Genomic DNA, 18,218 nt, shown 5'->3' with positions numbered 1-18,218 from the left:
TTAACAGATATCAGCTTATTTTTTAAGCGTTTTTTCAAACTCTTTAAATTCTTTATCCGTTTGAGGCACTGTAATGTCACCGTCTAGAATTTTTTGCTTATACTCATCAACTGCTTTTAACGCATCTTTGCTTACATTATCTTGTGATGGAGCAATTCCCACTCCGTCTTCTTTTAAGCCAAACACAACCTCTTTACCGCCTGGGAATTTGTCGTCCATTGCTTGTTTTGCAACATCTTCTACAGCAAGGTCAACGCGTTTTACCATCGAAGTTAACGTTACGTTTTCAGGCATACCTTCTTCATGCTGATCGCGGTCAACTCCAATTACCCAAACCTTTTTGTCTTTACCGCCTTTTGAACGGTTTTTAGCTTCTGTAAATACGCCGTTTCCAGTACCGCCAGCCGCTTGATAAATAATATCAGCGCCTTTGCTGTAAATGGTAGAAGCGATAGCTGAGCCTTTTTCTGGAGAGTTAAAACTTTCCGCGTATTGAGAAATAACTTCAGCGTCTGGGTTTACAGATTTAACACCTGCTTTAAATCCGTTTTCAAACTTCTTGATTAATGGAGATTCAACGCCTCCGATAAAGCCGATTTTGTTCGTTTTCGTTTGTTTCGCTGCCACTACACCTACTAAGAAAGAGCCCTGCTCTTCTTTAAATAAAATGCTCGCCACGTTATCTAAGTTTTCTGACTTTAGCGTATCGTCTACTAATGCAAAGTTAGCATCTGGATACTGCTTCGCTGCTTTTTTAATGTCTTCTTTTAACAAAAAGCCAATTCCATACGTCAAGTTGTAGCCACTCTCAGCAAATTTAGAAAGGTTGCTCTCGTATTCAGATGCTTTTGTAGACTGCAAATATTTGTATCCAGTCCCTTCATCAAGTCCGTTGTCTTTCCCAAACTTTGTTAGACCTTCCCAAGCAGATTGGTTAAACGATTTATCATCTACCCCGCCCGTATCTGTTACCATTCCCACTTTAAAATCCGCTGCTTTTTTATCTCCGCTGCTCTTATCTGCGTCGTTTGAGCCACACGCGCTTAAAAGTGTTCCTGCCGCTAATACTAGTGATAATGCAAGTCCCGTTTTACGTTTTAACATGTTTTAACCCCCTGAATAGTTTTAAAAGTATAAAGCCAATTTTCTATTTCGTCCCTGTGACCTACATTTGACACCTCCTTAAAAGGACAATGTTAAATAGTTGTAAATTTTCTGACATTTAACCATAAAAAAACTAGACGCGTTTACGCAGTACTTGGAAACTAAATTGATCTGCTTTAAAATAATTGATGGAATATAAAATGGGTTCATCATACTGGTCATAATGCATTTGTTTCAGCACAAGCAAAGCGGTTTCTGGCTCGCATTGTAAAATAGGAGAAACTTTTTCATGATAGCCTAGAGGCTCAATATTTGCCACGGCGTATGAAATGTGCTTTCCTGCTTGTTTTTCAAGAATTTCTAGCAAAGATTCCTGTTTATATTCGAAATTTTCAGGCAATATTTTTTGAGGAACCTTGTCCATGCAATATACAACAGGCTCTCCGTTTGCCGTTCTCACCCGTTCAACAAATAAAATCTGTTCGTCTTCCCCGCAAGCAAAACGTGTTAAATCATTTTCAGACAACTCTTGTATTTGAGAAGATAAGAAGATTGTTCCGGCCTTCATACCAGCTTGTTCAATCATATGTGTTATACTATTTAATTGCTCAATCCCTGACAAAAAAGTAGGCTTCGTGTTGACAAATGTTCCCACGCCGTGTCTGCGAACAATAATATTCTCTTCTTCTAATATGCGAAGTGCCTCACGTAGCGTTGCGCGGCTAACCCCTAGCTGCTTTGATAAATCAAACTCTGAAGGGAGTCTTTCCTTTTCTTTAAAAATTCCTTTTTCTATATTTTGTTTAATTTTATCAATCACTTGTAAATACAAGTGCCGATTATCCGCACGTATAGACATCACTCTTCCTCCATATTAAAAAGTCATCAGACCTCTGATGTTCGACTACTTAATCGAAAATAATATATCATTTTTCGACAGATAAATAAATAGGTTATATTAATTTTTTGTTAAAATTTTTAATATTTTTTTAAAAAAATGAATTTTTGTTATTTTTTAATGTCAGCATACCTAACAACCTACTTTTCTTCTAATATTAGATAAAAACCAAACATTTTAGTCATTAAATTTTTTAATATTCGTTTTTATTTTATTTATTTAGCATGACATATTTTTGTGTAATACTATTCTTACCGTCTCTTCTTCCATAAAAAAATGAGGTTGAGACATAACGAAATAAATCCAATCTAAAGACAAACAAATAAGATACATGAGCTGAAACGCTTGCGACACCGCAGTTGATTTCCGTGCAAGACTTCGGTTTCCACGGGCGGGCGATGGGCCTCCTCGTCGCTTACGCTTTTCCCGCAGGAGTCTTCACCTTGTCTTTCAGTCAACTGCTAGAAGGAACGAAACGGATGAAACCTATATTCACCCTAACAAAAAAAACGAACCGCTAATCAGACATGTTGATTAGTGATTCGTTTTTCACTTAGGCTAAAATACTTTTGTCCCAGCTCCATCTTTTCTAATAACCTTATTAAGATCCAACATCTTCATTTTGCTGAGAAATCAGCACCGAACGCGGCTTACTTCCTTCGTAAGGCCCAACCACTCCACGATCTTCCATCGCATCGATTAAACGTGCAGCCCGGTTATAGCCAATTCGAAAGCGTCGCTGCAGCATAGAAACAGAAGCTGTTTGCATTTCTGCCACAAGCTGAACCGCTTCGTCATATAGCTCATCTGCAAAATCATCGACTTGTTCAGGGGCATCTGTTGGAATCATTTCTTCTTGATACTGTGCTTTTTGCTGTGCAATTACAAAATCAACAATCTCTTCTACTTCTTCATCTGATAAAAAGGCACCTTGCACACGCACAGGTTTTGAAGCTCCAACAGGCATGAACAGCATATCTCCTCTTCCTAGAAGCTTCTCAGCTCCTCCCATATCTAGGATCGTACGAGAGTCAGTTTGTGAAGATACACTAAAAGCGATTCGGGAAGGAATGTTTGCTTTAATAACTCCAGTAATAACATCTACTGATGGTCGCTGTGTAGCAATAATCAAATGAATGCCGGCAGCACGAGCCATTTGAGCAAGACGTGTGATCGAATCTTCGACGTCAGATGAAGCAACCATCATCAAGTCAGCCAACTCATCAACAATCACCACAATATAAGGAAGAGTCGGCTGTTTTGCATCGGCGTCTCCATCATCATTCATACGTTTTACTAAATCGTTATATCCTTCAATGTTTCTCGTTCCGCTGTGTGAGAACAACTCATAACGTCGCTCCATCTCACTTACAACTTTCTTTAATGCTTGAGAAGCTTTTTTCGGATCTGTTACGACAGGAGCCAATAAATGCGGAATACCATTGTACATATTCAACTCAACCATCTTAGGGTCAATCATCATTAATTTTACTTCATGAGGCTTTGTTCTCATTAAAATACTAATAATAATACCGTTGATACACACACTTTTTCCGCTTCCTGTTGCCCCTGCTACAAGCATATGAGGCATTTTATTAAGCTCTGCTAGCACAGCTTCGCCTGAAATATCTCTTCCTAAACCAACTAATAGCTTTTTATCAGGTCGGTTATTTTCAGTCGCTTCAAGTACTTCTCTAAGCGAAACCATCGCTACTTCTTCGTTCGGCACTTCAATTCCTACCGCTGATTTCCCGGGAATTGGAGCTTCAATCCGAATATCTTTGGCAGCTAATGCAAGTGCTAAATCATCACTTAAATTGACAATCTTACTTACTTTTACTCCTACATCAGGATATACTTCATATTTTGTAACAGCTGGTCCAAGGTGAACTTTTGCCACTTTTGCTTTTACGCCGAAACTTTGAAACGTTTTTTCAAGCTTTTCGGCATTTTTATAAATGTTTTTATGCTCTTTTGCCTGGTTACTTTTCTTTGGCATCGTCAATAGCTTGATAGGAGGAAGCTCATACTCTTTATTTTCCGTTTCAGTAAAGGTAATCATAGGAGCTTTTTCTTCTTCCTGTTCCTTTTGCGGCCTTGGCTGTTGCGGTGCAGCAGCTACAGGCTTCGATTCCATAACCGGAGGCACCGGAGCTATAGGAGCAGCAGAAGATTGACTAGACTCTTCCTCTCCATAATCAAAGTGTTCAATAATTGGAGGCGAAGGTGCTTCCACTTCTATTTCCACGCTTTCTTCAGGTTCTTGAACAGCTTTTTCTTGGCGTCTCTTTTTTGTTGTTTTAGGGGCTTTTTTCTTCTTATGTTTCCACGTCTGAATATCTTGCCAGCCTTCTTTTAACTCCGTTGTTAAAAAATTAACTAGAGGTGACAGAAGTTTTAATACCGTTTCGTGAAGCGAACGTCCGGTAATGAGCAGTACCCCAATCACAATAAGCAAGGCAGCGATAAGTTCTGTTCCTAAGCTATCAAACAGATAGTAGAACATGGCAAACATAATAGCTCCTATCATCCCTCCCCCTAAATCACTGTGATTCGATTGTCCCGTTGCTTCGAGCATATACAAATCCCACGTATTCATAATGACAGATGGATCTGTAAACGTTCCGTTTTTCGATAAATTTTCAAATAACGTCACGTGACTAAACAGTAAAATAGATAAAATAATGAGGTATGTACCGATAAGCTGCCGCGTCACTAAAGGAGGCATTTCTCTTTTCCAAATGATATAAACAGATAGAATAACCATTCCGATTAAACACAGCATATACCATTCGCCAATAAATAAGCGGACCACGAGTACAAGAGCCTGTCCTACAGCACCGAGTCCTGCCATGGCAATTAACGTTAACGCTAATAAAAATAAGCCAATAAGCTCAAAGCGCAATATGCGTTTCCATTCATCCTTTTTTATTTGACCTCTTCGTTTTTTCTTTGCCATTTTTCCACTCCAATCAACGTCCAACACCCTATGTTGATTTTGTTTCTTTTATCAGTTGAATAAAAAAGCAGCCAATACAGCGGCTGCCTTCTTCGTCATATTCATTATACCATATTCACCATAATTATACTGAAATCCTTACGACAAAATTTGACCAGGATAATAATTTTCATTCAAATAATCTTGAGGATTCGTGCTTAAAACCCTCACAATTTGCTGTTGTTTTTGTTCATTTTCTTCAACGATAACCGGGATTCCATTATGATTAATAAGCTTTGGCTGAGATTGTTCTTGATGATAAGACTGCTGAAAAATCAGTTCTTGTGGCATCATTGTATATAAAATCATTGCAGCAGCTGCTCCTCATTCTGACGTCCTTGCTCAATCAGTTCATTCAATTTTTTGATTGCTTGAGCAACTCCGCCTACTTCGTTAATTAACCCGTATGAAACAGCATCTCCGCCAACTACATTTGTCCCGATATCACGCGTTAAGTTCCCTTTTGAAAACATAAGTTCTTTAAACTTTTCTTCTGAAATATGAGAGTGTTCTCTCACAAAGTTAATCACGCGCTCTTGCATTTTATCTAAGTATTCGAATGTTTGCGGTACACCAATAACAAGACCCGTTAAGCGAATGGGATGAATGGTCATGGTCGCTGTACCGGCAATATACGAATAATCAGTTGAAACCGCAATTGGAACACCGATTGAATGTCCGCCTCCTAGCACAATGGACACAGAAGGCTTGGATAACGAAGCAATCATTTCCGCAATGGCAAGACCTGCTTCTACATCTCCACCTACTGTATTCAAAATAATAAGCAATCCTTCAATTTTTGGATTTTGTTCAATCGCCACAATTTGCGGGATGACATGCTCATATTTTGTCGTTTTATTTTGAGGAGGCAGCTGCATGTGCCCTTCGATTTGTCCTACAATCGTTAAACAGTGAATATTAGAATCCTGAGGAAGCTGAGCCACGTTGGTCTGTCCCAATTGTTGAATTTTATCTAATATTCCGCCCTTGCTTTCTTCATTTTTATTAGGCTGCTGAGGCGCTTCATCAGAATGTAATCTTTCGTTATTTTCAAACATATTCTAGCTCCTTTCACTTATTGATAGTAGTAGTATGAACTTCTCATAGTTATTACATCCCCATCAGCTGCAAATAAAAAGCCTTCCCAGCGGGAAGGCTTCACATTAGATTTCCATGATAATCGGTAAAATCATCGGTTTACGACGGGTTTTTTCATATAAAAATTGATTTAAACTTTCTCTCATTTTTAATTTTAATGAAGACCACTCGATCACTTTGTCTTCCATACACTTTTCTAAAATTTGCTGAACAATCTTCGTTGCTTCTTCTAAAAGCTTTTCTGATTCTCTTACATAGACGAATCCGCGGGAGATGATTTCTGGCCCCGCTACTACTGTTTTTTGACGTTTATTAATCGTAACTACTACCGTTAAGATTCCGTCCTGTGACAGCAGCCTGCGATCCCTCAGAACGATATTCCCAATATCGCCGACGCCTAGTCCATCAATGAGCGTATTTCCCGCTTGAATAGAACCGCTAGGGTACATGCGAGCATCTTTAAACTCAACTCGCTCACCTTTTTCAAGCAAACAAATATGATCTTCTGATATTCCTAATTGACCGGCTAGCTTTGCATAAGCTTTTTGTTTTCGATACTCTCCATTCACAGGCATGACATATTTCGGCTTTGTTAAGTTAATCATAAATTTTAATTCTTCTTGACTGCCGTGTCCGGAAGCCTGTACTTTCTTCTGAGCAAACACTACGCTTGCTCCTAAACGAAAGATGACGTCAATTGTTTTTGAAAAGGTCGTTTCGTGCCCCGCCACGGGTGTAGCAGCCAGCAGGACCGTGTCATCTTGTTTGATTTGAATAAATTTATGGGACTGTTTAGCCATTCGAGTAAGACCTGAAATCGGCTCTCCGTGATGACCTGTTGTTAAAATAACCGTTTCATGTTCTGAAAGATCCTTTAGCTTTTGCACAGGAACAATTAAATCCTCAGGCAGCTGCAAATGTCCAAGTTTTGCTGCAATATCAATGATTTTCAGCATACTCTTTTCCATAACGATCAGGTTACGGCCATGCTGATATGCGGCATGAATAACTTGCTGAATACGGTGCAGATTGGAACTGTATGCAGCAACAATGATTCGACCTTTGCTTTTATAAAAAGCGTCGGTAATATTTTGTCCGATGACGGCCTCGGAAACTGTATAGCCTGGCTTATCCGCATTTGTACTGTCTGAAAGCAAACACAGGACGCCTTTTTCCCCAATGGCAGCCATTTTTCCAATATCAGCGCTTTGAATGCTGACTGAGTTTTGATCAAATTTAAAATCACCTGTATATACAATCGCACCTTGATTGGTTTGTAAACAAATGCCGACTGAATCTTGTATACTGTGCTGCGTTCTAAAAAATGAAATATCCACTCCTTCAAACGATAAAACCGTTGACGAAGTGATAGGATGTAAAGCCTCATATTTTTTAATTCCATACTCTTTTAACTTTTCTTTGATAAGTGCTAGCGTTAATTCTGTACCATATACCGGCACGTCCAATTTTTGAAGTATAAAGGGAATAGCCCCAATTTGCTCTTCATGTCCATGAGTAACAAAAATGCCTTTTACGTTCTGCTGATTTTCTACTAAATATGTAATGTCAGGAATGACAATATCAATTCCTAACATTTCCCCTCCCGGAAACTTTGACCCTGCATCTAACACATATATGTTTTCATTGATTTCCACCACATACATGTTTTTTCCAAGTTCTCCGACTCCACCCAAGGCTGAAATTTTAATATTTTCTGTCTTTTCTAGTACCATAAGTTCCTCCTACTTACTTTCACCCGTACAATTTCATTTGCTTACATTATAACTGAAGTAAGAATTGGAATACAAGAAATTTCATTCGTCTATTTCCGTCATGTGCTCTTCTATTATCTTATAAGAAAAAAACGTCTCTTCATCAACTCGTATATACGGTCAATGAAGAGACGTTTAAAAAACATACTTATAGCTTATAGCGTATTTAATGTGCTGACTAACGTTTGGCGTTCTTCTTCCGTTAACGGAACTAAAGGTAATCGTACCGATCCTACGTCTAACCCTTTTAGCTGTAAAGCTGTTTTAACAGGCGTTGGACTTGGAGCCGCAAAAAGAGATTTCATCACAGGTGCAATACGCTGATGAATTTTTGCTGCTTCTTTCGGATTTCCTGACTCATACAACTTAACCATCTCTTGCATTTCATTTCCAATAACGTGAGAGGCAACAGAAATAATCCCAGTTCCTCCAATTGCTAATACCGGCAGTGTTAAGCCATCATCACCGCTGTATAAAGCAAAATCATCGCTTGTTTGTGCGATAATAGCTGTCATTGCGTCAAGGTCGCCGCTTGCATCTTTTAACGCTACAACATTTGGCAGTTCAGCTAGGCGTACAATTGTATCCACAGACATATTGATCACGGATCGCCCTGGAATATTGTATAACATGACAGGCAGCTCTGTACTTTCAGCAATTGTTTTAAAGTGCTGATATAAGCCTTCCTGATTCGGCTTGTTATAATAAGGTGCTACAATCATAATCGCATCTACGCCGATTTCTTCTGCCTTTTTCGTTAATTCAATTGATGCATACGTATTATTGCTTCCTGTACCTGCAACAACAGGTACACGGCTATCTACTACCTTTACTGAGTGGCGGAACAGCGCCAGCTTTTCTTCTGTTGAAAGCGTAGGAGATTCACCAGTTGTTCCTGCAATAACCAACGCATCTGAACCGTTGCTGATTAAATAGTTAATAAGCTGCGTTGTTTTTTCAAAATCAATATTTCCTTTATGATCAAAAGGCGTTACCATCGCTGTTGCGACTTTCCCAAAATCAATCATGTTTTCACTCCTTGAAATTGCATTATCCCTATTCATGTAATGAACCGTTAGCTTATAGCTAACGGAACATGTAGTTTATCTTTTTTGCGGTGCTTTTGACAAGTCAAAGGCACCATGAAGAGCATTAACGGCTTTCTTTAAATCCTCTTCTTTTACAAGCACCCAAATCGTCGTATGGCTGTCAGCAGATTGTAAAATCTGAATACCTTCGCTAGAAAGAGCTGTAACAATTTTAGATGTAACACCAGGCACCCCTGCAATTCCTGCTCCAACCGTTGATACTTTGGCACAGTTGCGAATAACAGCCGGCTCATACCCTAGCGCATGAAGCACATCAATTGCTTTGTCAGTTGCTTCATCTGTTACCGTATATACAACACCCTTCGGTGAAATATTGATAAAATCTACGCTGATTTTTTCTTGTGCCATTGCTTTGAATACCTCTGCTTGCGTATCATAATGGCCTTCTTTACTAAAAACTTTAATTTGAGTCACGTTAGATACGTGGGCGATTCCTGTTACAAGGCGTTCTTGCACATCGCTTCCACGCTGCTGTGCTTCACCTTGAGATGTAACGAGCGTACCTTCTGAATCAGCATACGTGGAACGGACGCGCATCGGTACTTTTGCTTGCATGGCGATCTCTACGGCACGTGGGTGAACTACTTTTGCACCTTGATAAGCCATGTTGCATATTTCGTTATATGTGACAACGGATAGCGGTCTTGCATCTTCTACAATACGCGGGTCCGCTGTCATCACACCTTCTACATCCGTGAAAATGTCAATGTAATCAGCCATAAGGGCTGCACCTAACGCTGAAGCAGATGTATCGCTACCTCCGCGTCCAAGCGTTGTTGTATCACCTTCAGCAGTTGCCCCTTGAAAGCCTGTTACGACAACGACATCATATTCTTCTAATTCTTTTAACAAACGGTCGCATTTCATTTCTAGTATCTTGGCATTGGTAAAATCATCATTCGTCACAAACCCTGCCTGTGCACCGTTTAATGCTGTAGCTTTAATCCCATTTTCGTTTAATAAATTTGTAAACACAACCGATGAAATTAATTCTCCGCATGCCATAAGCATATCAAGCTCACGTTTGTTAAGAGACGCTTTATTTCCATCAACAAGTGAAAGCAATGTATCCGTTGCATACGGTTCACCTTTTCGTCCCATTGCCGATACAACAACGACTACTTTGTAACCCTCACTTAATGCATTATTTAAATGATAGATTGCTCTTGCTCTTCCTTCTTCGTTACGAACGGAAGTTCCTCCAAATTTTTGGACGATTATTTTCATACTTACACCTCATCATGTTCCGAGACACTCTGGTTGCGCTTATTTTACTAAGCTAAGCTTAATAAGTGATTCTGCAATTTGTACAGAATTCCAAGCTGCACCTTTTAACAAGTTATCAGAAACGATCCACATATGGAAACCGTTATCGCGATCTAAATCTTTACGAATACGGCCGACAAACACATCTCGTTTACCTACACAGTCTGCTGGCATTGGATATACTTGATTTTCTGGATCATCTTGCAATACGATACCAGGTGCATCAGCCAATAAATTTTTCACATCAGCTACCGTTACACCGTCTTTTTCAATTTCAATGTACACTGACTCTGAATGACCTGTTACAACCGGTAGACGAACACAAGTAGCAGCTACTGGCAATTCAGGCATGCTCATAATTTTTTTCGTTTCATTAATCATTTTCATTTCTTCAAATGTAAAACCGTTATCTTGAAATTTATCAATTTGCGGAATGGCATTAAAAGCAATTTGATAATGTTTTTTATCTCCACCAACCGGTAAAATTTCCGGTGTAAACTCTTTTTCTTCTAAAATAGCTTTAGCTTGTTCTTTTAATTCATTAATTGCAGCAGCACCTGCTCCAGAAACGGCTTGATACGTTGATACTAGCACTTTAGATAAGCCGTATGTTTCGCGTAATGGCTGTAATGCTGCTACCATTTGAATTGTAGAGCAGTTTGGATTAGCAATGATTCCGTTATGTGCGTGTAATGCATCTTCGTTCACTTCCGGCACAACTAACGGGACATTTTCATCCATTCGATAAGCGCTTGTGTTGTCTACAACGATTGCTCCGCGTTTTACTGCCTCTGGTGCAAGTGCTTTTGAAATGCTGCCGCCTGCACTGAATAAAGCAATGTCTACGCCTTCAAAGCTATCAGGAGTTGCTTCTTGCACAACAACTTCTTCTCCGTTAAACAACACTTTTTTACCAGCTGAACGAGCTGAAGATAATAACGTTAATTTACCAACTGGAAAATTACGCTCCTGTAGGGTTTTAATCATTTGTTGTCCTACTGCACCTGTTGCTCCTACTACTGCTACATGTAATTCTCTTGTCATTTTAATACCGCCTCCAACAATTTTCAACTACTCAACATTTATCTGCATATACTGACTATTTTAACATATTATTATGCTTCATTGCGTCAAAGAAGAGAAGATTTTTAAAATCTTCTCTTCTTTGAGATTGAGAGTTCTCTTACAGCCGCAGTATTGAACAGATTCATACAACAGCAAGAGGCATATATGTCCTATGACTCTTGACCGTCGCGGAACCTTTCGACAATAACAGGCTGAATCTGTTTATCTTCAAGCGCTGCGTACACCGTGTCTGATAACATCGTCATACGCGCTACCATTGAATTTGGTTTAAGCACCGGGTCATCTTGACCAAATGGAATAAAATAAATATTTTTAGTCGCCATTAGCCTCATTAAGTTTACACCATTTAGCCCTAGTGCGTCATTAGTCGAAATTCCCAGTACCACTGGCTTATTATTACGAAGCGTTGCTTTAGCTGCCATGAGTACCGGAGATTCAGTCATTGCATTCGCAAACTTACTCATCGTATTCCCAGTAATTGGGGCAACTACCATACAATCAAGCGGAATCTTTGGTCCTAGAGGCTCTGCTTTTACAATTGTATTGATGACGGCATGACCTGTTAATTCCTCAATTTTCTTCACCCAGTCTTCTCCATCTCCAAAACGAGTATTTGTGGATTGTACAGTGTAAGAAACAACCGGTAACACTTCTGCTCCCAAATTAACAAGCTTTTCAATTTCCGGCATAACCGCATCATACGTACAGTGAGATCCGGTCAAGCCGAATCCTATTCTTTTACCTTTTAATGACATTATTTTTTCTCCTCTCTCGCATCCGCAGCGTCTTTTAATAAATTCACTAATACATTAGCGACAATCTGACCTGCTGTTTTTGGAGCCACAATCCCTGGAAGACCAGGTGCTAAAATAGCTTTAATTCCTCGTTTTTCTGCATAGCGGAAATCGGTTCCTCCAGGCTTTGAAGCTAAATCAATAATGAGCGCGTGGGTCGGGACATTAGATAATGTCTTAGCCGTTAAGATAGGGTATGGAATGGTGTTAATACATATATCACTATCAGCAATTTCTTTATCGAGTTCAGAAAGATAGAAAGGCTGCAAACCCATTTCAGCAATACGTGCTAAATGTTCAGATTTTCTAGCTCCTACTTTTACATTGGCACCAAGTGCAGCAAAGGACCTCGCCACGCTCATTCCTACTCTTCCTAAACCTAGGACAGAAATATTTGAACCGTGAATGGTAAAATCCGTATGTTGAATAACAAGCATGATGGTACCTTCAACAGTAGGAATAGAGTTATAAATTGCTACATCATCACGCTCAAATAGCTGAACGAGTTTACGGTTTGTCGTTTTGACTAATTCGTTTAAATACCCATTGCTAATACCAGAATAAATAATGCAGTGCTCAGGCGTTTTTTTAAGTATTTCTTCAGTCAATACTACTTTTTCATTTGAAAAAATAGTATCTACTTGCCCTTCGTGATTTGTTCCAGGCACTGGAAGGATGATGGCGTCAACATCTGAAAAATCCAGCTCCTCTATCTGATATTTCGTCGCACCTGTAAAACCATGATCTAGCTGATCAAAACCAATAAGAGAGGTTTTTGCATCTAATTGAATTAATTTTCGAATGACTTCAAGCTGCCTAGCATCACCGCCAATTACAGCTATGTGCAAATCCGTTAACATGTTTCATTTTCACCTTCTTTAACATTAAATAGATGTATCCTTCGCTTAAACCATCGAGATGTAAAGTGCTATCATTACGCCCTAGAATGCCTATTGCTTTTCTTCAACATACTATGTAAACACACAGGAATCGGTGAATCTTTATCCCTGAAAATAAAAGAAACGAGATGCAGGAAGCATCTCGTTTGTTATTTTGTTGACTCATTATTTATGTCTTCTAGCTGATGAACATTTACAATCACCATATCCGTACCAATTTTTTCGATATTCCCCCACGGCACTCGCACTTCATCTCCTTGTTTTCGAAATCCAAACCACTTCACAGATGGAATAATAAGCGCATTAATTTGTCCCGTATGTTCATTAATTTCAAGATCTGTTTGCCCTAAAATACCCAAACGCTCTGCTCGCTTAACATCTACAATTTCTTTTCCACTCAGCTCACTTAATCTCATGAAATCCCTCCTTTCATCTAATTTATTGAACAACCATACAAAAAATTACATAAAAATAAGGCTGGCTCAATTATTTTAGCCAACCTTACTTTTATGGTTTAATTTCCTTTAAAACCCTTAGGTAAATCTCCACTCGGGCTTATTAATGAAAGCGCAAATTCGTCTTTGAAAATATCTCGTGCAAGACCATTTACACTATCTTTAGTCACGGCATTAACAAGGTCTAAAATCTCATCTAATGAACGGTGATAGCCCAGCATTAACTCATTTTTTCCGTTTCTGCTCATACGGCTATTTGTACTTTCAAGACTCAGCATTAAGTTTCCTTTCAGCTGCTCTTTGCTGTTAGCAAGTTCTTTATCTGTAATACCTTTGTCTTTCAAATCATAAAGCGTTTCTTGAACCGTATCATATAATACGTCGAGCTGATGGCTTCCAGTTCCCCCATAAATCGTTACAAGACCACTGTCTCGATAAGAAGAATGATAAGAGAAAACAGAGTAAGCCAAGCCGCGCTGTTCGCGGACTTCTTGGAACAAACGACTGCTCATGCTTCCGCCAAGCACGTTGTTTAATACAATTAAGCTATATACATCTTCTCCGCCAATTGGCAAACCTTTAAAGCCAAGGCAAAGATGAGCTTGTTCTGTCTCTTTTTTGCGCGCAATATGATTTGTATGGAACTCAGGCTGAACATATTGATGAGCGGAATGACTTGACGTATATGTACCAAAATAGTTTTCCACCTGTTGTATAAAACTCTCATCAATGTTTCCAGCTACTGAAATAACGATGTTTTCAGGAATATACATTTGCTCCATATATTGACGAAGCGAATCACCGTTAAATGTTTTTAACGTATCTTCCGTTCCTAAAATTGGATACCCTAATGGATGATTGCCATATACGGCTTTTCCTAATAGATCGTGTACAATATCGTCAGGTGTATCTTCATACATTTTAATTTCTTCATATACAACATTTTTTTCACGAGCTAATTCCTCTTCATCAAATGAAGAATTAAAGAACATATCCGCCAGCACATCTAGCGCTTGATCTGCGTGTTCGTCTAATACTTTTGCATAGTAGCACGTGTATTCTTTAGAAGTGAATGCATTTACTTGTCCCCCAATGCGGTCGAAGCTTTCTGCAATTTCACGAGCAGATCTTGTTTTTGTTCCTTTAAAAAACATATGTTCAAGAAAATGTGATACACCATTAATTTCAGGGTGTTCACTTCGAGAACCCGTTCCGATCCATACCCCAATGGCCACAGATCGAACAGTTGGGATATTTTCCAATACAATTCTTACACCATTTTTGCACGTATATCGTTTTATCAAGCTAGTGCCTCCCTTTTGCTTATCTCACTTACTTCTTAGTAGAAGAAGGTAGTTTCATCATTCGTTCTTCATCTAGCATCGTTGACACATCGCTAACTTTCAGGCCTTTGCGTTCAATATCGGTTAACAATTGGTCAAGCGATTCAGCCGTTGATTCAGTCGGGTGCATCAGTACAATAGCCCCTGGATGAATCTTTTTCATTACTCGATTAATTAACACTTCTGAACTCGGCTTTTGCCAATCGATTGTATCAACTGTCCACATGATGGTACTCATTTTTAACTGAGAAGCAAGCGTTACTACTTCGGGGCGAAAACTGCCGCTCGGCGGAGCAAACCATTTTACTTTTTGTCCCGTAGTAGATGTAATAATATCATTCGTTTTTTTAAGCTGCTGATTGATTTGACTAGCCGATAAAGTGGCCATATCAGGATGAGAATAAGAGTGATTTCCCACTTCATGCCCTGCGTCTACAATCATTTTTGCCATATCTGGATTATTTTTAACCCATTTTCCTTCTAAAAAGAAGGTTGCTTTAGCATGGTGCTTTTTCAGCACTTCTAACATTTTAGGCAAATACTCGTTCCCCCATGCTACGTTCACTGTAAACGATACCATAGGCTTTTCATCGTGTCCACGGTAGATAGGTTCCTGTGGTAAATCCTTCAAGTGAACCTTTGGTCTAACCTGTTTGTACACTAATTTTTTTTCATCAAATTTACCCGCAGGTTTCATATTTTTATAAGAAGCAGCAAGATCAACTTTTATGCCGTTATAGCCAGGAACCCGTTTCCAAACAGGATCGATTCGTGCATTCGCCGCTGGCTTTTCATAATCTTTTGCTTTTTCTTCAATCTTTTGATATAACGCATCATGCTGAGCTGATACAAGTTGTACATCGGATTTAAGTGCTTCTATATATGCTTCAGCAAAAGGATTATAAATAGATTTATATGTAATTGCCAGTAAAAATAGAAATGCTGTAAATTGCACAATGGTTCTCTTCACTTATCCTTCCCCCTTTACCATTTAAAATATGTATAAAGAGGACAAGGTAGAACAAACATCTACAAACGATAAAATCGCCCTACACATGGATTTTCTTCATGTATGGACGATTTCACAATATCTATATAGTAGTAAAAGAAGATTATTTTGTTTCTTTTGCTTTTTCTTCTTTTTCTTTTTGTTCTTTTAAAATTGCTTTACGAGATAAGTTAACGCGACCTTGTTTATCAATTTCCATGACTTTAACTAAAAGCTCGTCACCAATCGCTACAACGTCTTCTACTTTTCCAATACGCTCTTCTGCAAGCTCTGAAATATGAACAAGCCCATCTTTTCCGCTGAAGATTTCTACAAATGCACCGAATTTTTCAATTCGTTTTACTTTTCCTAAGTACATTTGGCCGACTTCAACTTCGCGTACAAGATCTTCAATGATTTTCTTCGCTTTTTCATTCATCGGCTGATCAATAGAAGAAATGAAGATTGTACCATCTTGTTCGATATCAATTTTAACGCCTGTTTCTTCGATGATTTTATTGATTTGCTTGCCGCTTGGTCCAATAACATCACGAATTTTATCAGGGTTAATCGCCATTGTAAGGATCTTAGGCGCATATTGAGAAAGCTCTTGACGAGGCGTAGCAATCGTTGACATCATATGATTTAAGATTTGCATACGGCCTTTTTTTGCTTGTTGAAGGGCTTCGTCTAAAATTTCACGAGATAACCCGTCAATTTTAATATCCATTTGAAGCGCAGTTACGCCATTTTCGGTACCTGCTACTTTAAAGTCCATGTCTCCTAGGTGATCTTCCATTCCTTGAATGTCCGTTAGAATCGAGTAGTGTTCACCTGATTTGATCAGACCCATTGCAATCCCTGCTACAGGTGCTTTAATTGGAACCCCAGCATCCATCATTGCAAGCGTACTTGCACAAATACTTGCTTGTGAAGTAGAACCGTTTGACTCTAATACTTCAGATACAAGACGAATTGTATAAGGGAAATCTTTTTCATTTGGAATAACCGGCTCAAGTGCACGTTCACCTAGCGCACCATGTCCAATTTCACGACGACCCGGTCCGCGCATCGGTCTAGTTTCACCAACACTAAATGAAGGGAAGTTGTAGTGATGCATGAAGCGTTTAGATTCTTCTACACTTAAACCATCTAAAATTTGCACATCGCCAAGTGCACCTAATGTACAGATGCTAAGCGCTTGAGTTTGTCCACGCGTAAATAATCCAGATCCGTGTGTACGTGGAAGCAAGTTTGTTTCAGAAGAAAGTGGACGAATTTCGTCAATACTACGGCCATCAGGACGTACTTTTTCTTCTGTGATCAAGCGACGCACTTCACTTTTAACAAGCTTCGACAAAATTTCATTCACTTGATTTAGTACTTCTTCTTCTACATCTTGCTCTTCAAATTTTGCAGCTACAGCGCTTTTCACTTCTTTAATCGCATTTTCGCGCGCATGCTTTTCTTGAACTTGAACAGCACGGTTCATGTCACCTTCTGCAATTTCGCGAACTTGACGCTCAAGGTCAGCATCAACAGTATAAAGCTCAACTTCAACTTTTTCTTTGCCTACTGCTGCTACAATTTCTTCTTGGAACGCAATTAATTTTTTAATTTGCTCGTGTCCAAACATAATTGCTTCTAACATTACTTCTTCCGGTACTTCATCAGCGCCTGCTTCAACCATGTTGATCGCGTCTTTTGTACCAGCAACCGTCAGATGAATATCGCTTTTTTCAAGCTCATCTACCGTTGGGTTTACAACAAATTCATTGTCTACACGGCCTACGATTACGCCTGCAATAGGACCTTCAAATGGAATATCAGATACTGATAATGCTAATGAAGAACCAAACATTGCTGCGATTTCTGAAGAACAGTTTTGGTCTACGCTCATTACAACGCTGACAACTTGAACTTCGTTTCGGAAACCATCTGCGAATAAAGGACGAATCGGACGGTCGATTAAACGGCTAGCCAAGATTGCTTTTTCACTTGGTCTGCCTTCACGCTTAATGAATCCACCTGGGATTTTACCGACTGCATATAAACGCTCTTCATAGTTTACTGTTAACGGGAAGAAATCTACATTTTTAGGCTCTTTTGAAGCCGTTGCTGTACTTAATACAACTGTGTCTCCATAGCGGATTAATGCTGCGCCATTTGCTTGTTTTGCCAACTGGCCAACTTCAACTTCTAGCTTTCGTCCAGCTAGATCTACAGAGAACACTCGTTTTTCTTGTTCCATATCGACGAGTACCCCTCTCTACATATAAAATATGTATGTAATCAAATGTGATAGTTTTATTATAAACGAAATATCCAAAAACAATAGCTTTTTTCACATTATGTAGCATCTTTAATGTTTCTTAAATGTACATACTAAAAAAGCGGGAATGCTCCCG

Annotated in this window: 15 protein-coding genes; all 15 read right to left on the bottom strand. The window is 39.1% G+C overall.

What is annotated here, in order from left to right; genetic code table 11:
- Nucleotides 1–15: 15 nt before the first annotated feature.
- The 15 genes from SCI76_RS19890 to pnp all read right to left on the bottom strand — a co-directional run bounded on the left by SCI76_RS19890 (nt 16) and on the right by pnp (nt 18,061).
- Nucleotides 16–1,104, bottom strand: coding sequence for a BMP family protein (locus tag SCI76_RS19890; protein WP_028411388.1), 1,089 nt, complete (start codon nt 1,102–1,104; stop codon nt 16–18).
- Between the two features lie 133 nt (nt 1,105–1,237).
- Entirely contained in the window at nt 1,238–1,963 is a 726-nt protein-coding gene (locus SCI76_RS19885; RefSeq protein WP_028411389.1) for a GntR family transcriptional regulator, read from the bottom strand.
- Nucleotides 1,964–2,603: 640 nt separating this feature from the next.
- Nucleotides 2,604–4,961 carry a DNA translocase FtsK gene (locus SCI76_RS19880; protein WP_310884073.1) on the bottom strand — a complete coding sequence of 786 codons (2,358 nt, stop codon included), beginning with the start codon at nt 4,959–4,961 and terminating at the stop codon, nt 2,604–2,606.
- 138 nt (nt 4,962–5,099) lie between these two features.
- On the bottom strand, nt 5,100–5,309 hold the full coding sequence (locus SCI76_RS19875; protein ID WP_028411391.1) for a YlzJ-like family protein: 210 nt from the start codon (nt 5,307–5,309) through the stop codon (nt 5,100–5,102).
- Entirely contained in the window at nt 5,306–6,058 is a 753-nt protein-coding gene (locus SCI76_RS19870) for a ClpP family protease (protein ID WP_013058820.1), read from the bottom strand. Before SCI76_RS19870 ends, SCI76_RS19875 begins: the two co-directional genes overlap by 4 nt.
- A gap of 105 nt (nt 6,059–6,163) precedes the next feature.
- Complete coding sequence (locus tag SCI76_RS19865) at nt 6,164–7,831, bottom strand: ribonuclease J (protein ID WP_047749913.1); 1,668 nt, start codon at nt 7,829–7,831, stop codon at nt 6,164–6,166.
- Nucleotides 7,832–8,025: 194 nt separating this feature from the next.
- Nucleotides 8,026–8,898 carry a 4-hydroxy-tetrahydrodipicolinate synthase gene (gene dapA, locus SCI76_RS19860; protein WP_407544176.1) on the bottom strand — a complete coding sequence of 291 codons (873 nt, stop codon included), beginning with the start codon at nt 8,896–8,898 and terminating at the stop codon, nt 8,026–8,028.
- A gap of 75 nt (nt 8,899–8,973) precedes the next feature.
- Nucleotides 8,974–10,206, bottom strand: a complete 1,233-nt coding sequence (dapG, locus tag SCI76_RS19855) for an aspartate kinase (RefSeq protein WP_028411393.1) — start codon at nt 10,204–10,206, stop codon at nt 8,974–8,976.
- Between the two features lie 39 nt (nt 10,207–10,245).
- The gene (gene asd, locus SCI76_RS19850; protein ID WP_013058824.1) at nt 10,246–11,289 is read right to left on the bottom strand and encodes an aspartate-semialdehyde dehydrogenase; all 1,044 of its coding nucleotides are present in this window, start codon (nt 11,287–11,289) and stop codon (nt 10,246–10,248) included.
- 191 nt (nt 11,290–11,480) lie between these two features.
- Nucleotides 11,481–12,086 carry a dipicolinate synthase subunit B gene (locus tag SCI76_RS19845; protein ID WP_013058825.1) on the bottom strand — a complete coding sequence of 202 codons (606 nt, stop codon included), beginning with the start codon at nt 12,084–12,086 and terminating at the stop codon, nt 11,481–11,483.
- A complete protein-coding gene (gene dpaA, locus SCI76_RS19840) occupies nt 12,086–12,985 on the bottom strand; it encodes a dipicolinic acid synthetase subunit A (protein WP_013058826.1) in 900 nt (299 codons plus the stop codon). Before dpaA ends, SCI76_RS19845 begins: the two co-directional genes overlap by 1 nt.
- Before the next feature lie 188 nt (nt 12,986–13,173).
- Nucleotides 13,174–13,440, bottom strand: coding sequence for a YlmC/YmxH family sporulation protein (locus SCI76_RS19835; protein WP_013058827.1), 267 nt, complete (start codon nt 13,438–13,440; stop codon nt 13,174–13,176).
- 98 nt (nt 13,441–13,538) lie between these two features.
- Entirely contained in the window at nt 13,539–14,783 is a 1,245-nt protein-coding gene (locus SCI76_RS19830; RefSeq protein WP_028411394.1) for a pitrilysin family protein, read from the bottom strand.
- A gap of 28 nt (nt 14,784–14,811) precedes the next feature.
- Nucleotides 14,812–15,792, bottom strand: a complete 981-nt coding sequence (locus SCI76_RS19825) for a polysaccharide deacetylase family protein (protein WP_033579798.1) — start codon at nt 15,790–15,792, stop codon at nt 14,812–14,814.
- Between the two features lie 142 nt (nt 15,793–15,934).
- On the bottom strand, nt 15,935–18,061 hold the full coding sequence (gene pnp, locus SCI76_RS19820) for a polyribonucleotide nucleotidyltransferase (RefSeq protein ID WP_014458473.1): 2,127 nt from the start codon (nt 18,059–18,061) through the stop codon (nt 15,935–15,937).
- Between the last annotated feature and the right edge of the window lie 157 nt (nt 18,062–18,218).

The sequence above is a fragment of the Priestia sp. HNGD-A6 genome, assembly GCF_045784335.1.
Lineage (GTDB): Bacteria > Bacillota > Bacilli > Bacillales > Bacillaceae_H > Priestia > Priestia zanthoxyli.
Note: the sequence above shows the minus strand (reverse complement) of the source record. Positions and strands in the feature narration are given on the sequence as shown.

Bases quoted from the DNA above. Each gene is read 5' to 3' on its own strand.
- SCI76_RS19890 (WP_028411388.1), bottom strand. From the start codon at position 1,104: ATGTTAAAACGTAAAACGGGACTTGCATTATCACTAGTATTAGCGGCA.
- SCI76_RS19885 (WP_028411389.1), bottom strand. From the start codon at position 1,963: ATGTCTATACGTGCGGATAATCGGCACTTGTATTTACAAGTGATTGAT.
- SCI76_RS19880 (WP_310884073.1), bottom strand. From the start codon at position 4,961: ATGGCAAAGAAAAAACGAAGAGGTCAAATAAAAAAGGATGAATGGAAA.
- SCI76_RS19875 (WP_028411391.1), bottom strand. From the start codon at position 5,309: ATGATTTTATATACAATGATGCCACAAGAACTGATTTTTCAGCAGTCT.
- SCI76_RS19870 (WP_013058820.1), bottom strand. From the start codon at position 6,058: ATGTTTGAAAATAACGAAAGATTACATTCTGATGAAGCGCCTCAGCAG.
- SCI76_RS19865 (WP_047749913.1), bottom strand. From the start codon at position 7,831: ATGGTACTAGAAAAGACAGAAAATATTAAAATTTCAGCCTTGGGTGGA.
- dapA (WP_407544176.1), bottom strand. From the start codon at position 8,898: ATGATTGATTTTGGGAAAGTCGCAACAGCGATGGTAACGCCTTTTGAT.
- dapG (WP_028411393.1), bottom strand. From the start codon at position 10,206: ATGAAAATAATCGTCCAAAAATTTGGAGGAACTTCCGTTCGTAACGAA.
- asd (WP_013058824.1), bottom strand. From the start codon at position 11,289: ATGACAAGAGAATTACATGTAGCAGTAGTAGGAGCAACAGGTGCAGTA.
- SCI76_RS19845 (WP_013058825.1), bottom strand. From the start codon at position 12,086: ATGTCATTAAAAGGTAAAAGAATAGGATTCGGCTTGACCGGATCTCAC.
- dpaA (WP_013058826.1), bottom strand. From the start codon at position 12,985: ATGTTAACGGATTTGCACATAGCTGTAATTGGCGGTGATGCTAGGCAG.
- SCI76_RS19835 (WP_013058827.1), bottom strand. From the start codon at position 13,440: ATGAGATTAAGTGAGCTGAGTGGAAAAGAAATTGTAGATGTTAAGCGA.
- pnp (WP_014458473.1), bottom strand. From the start codon at position 18,061: ATGGAACAAGAAAAACGAGTGTTCTCTGTAGATCTAGCTGGACGAAAG.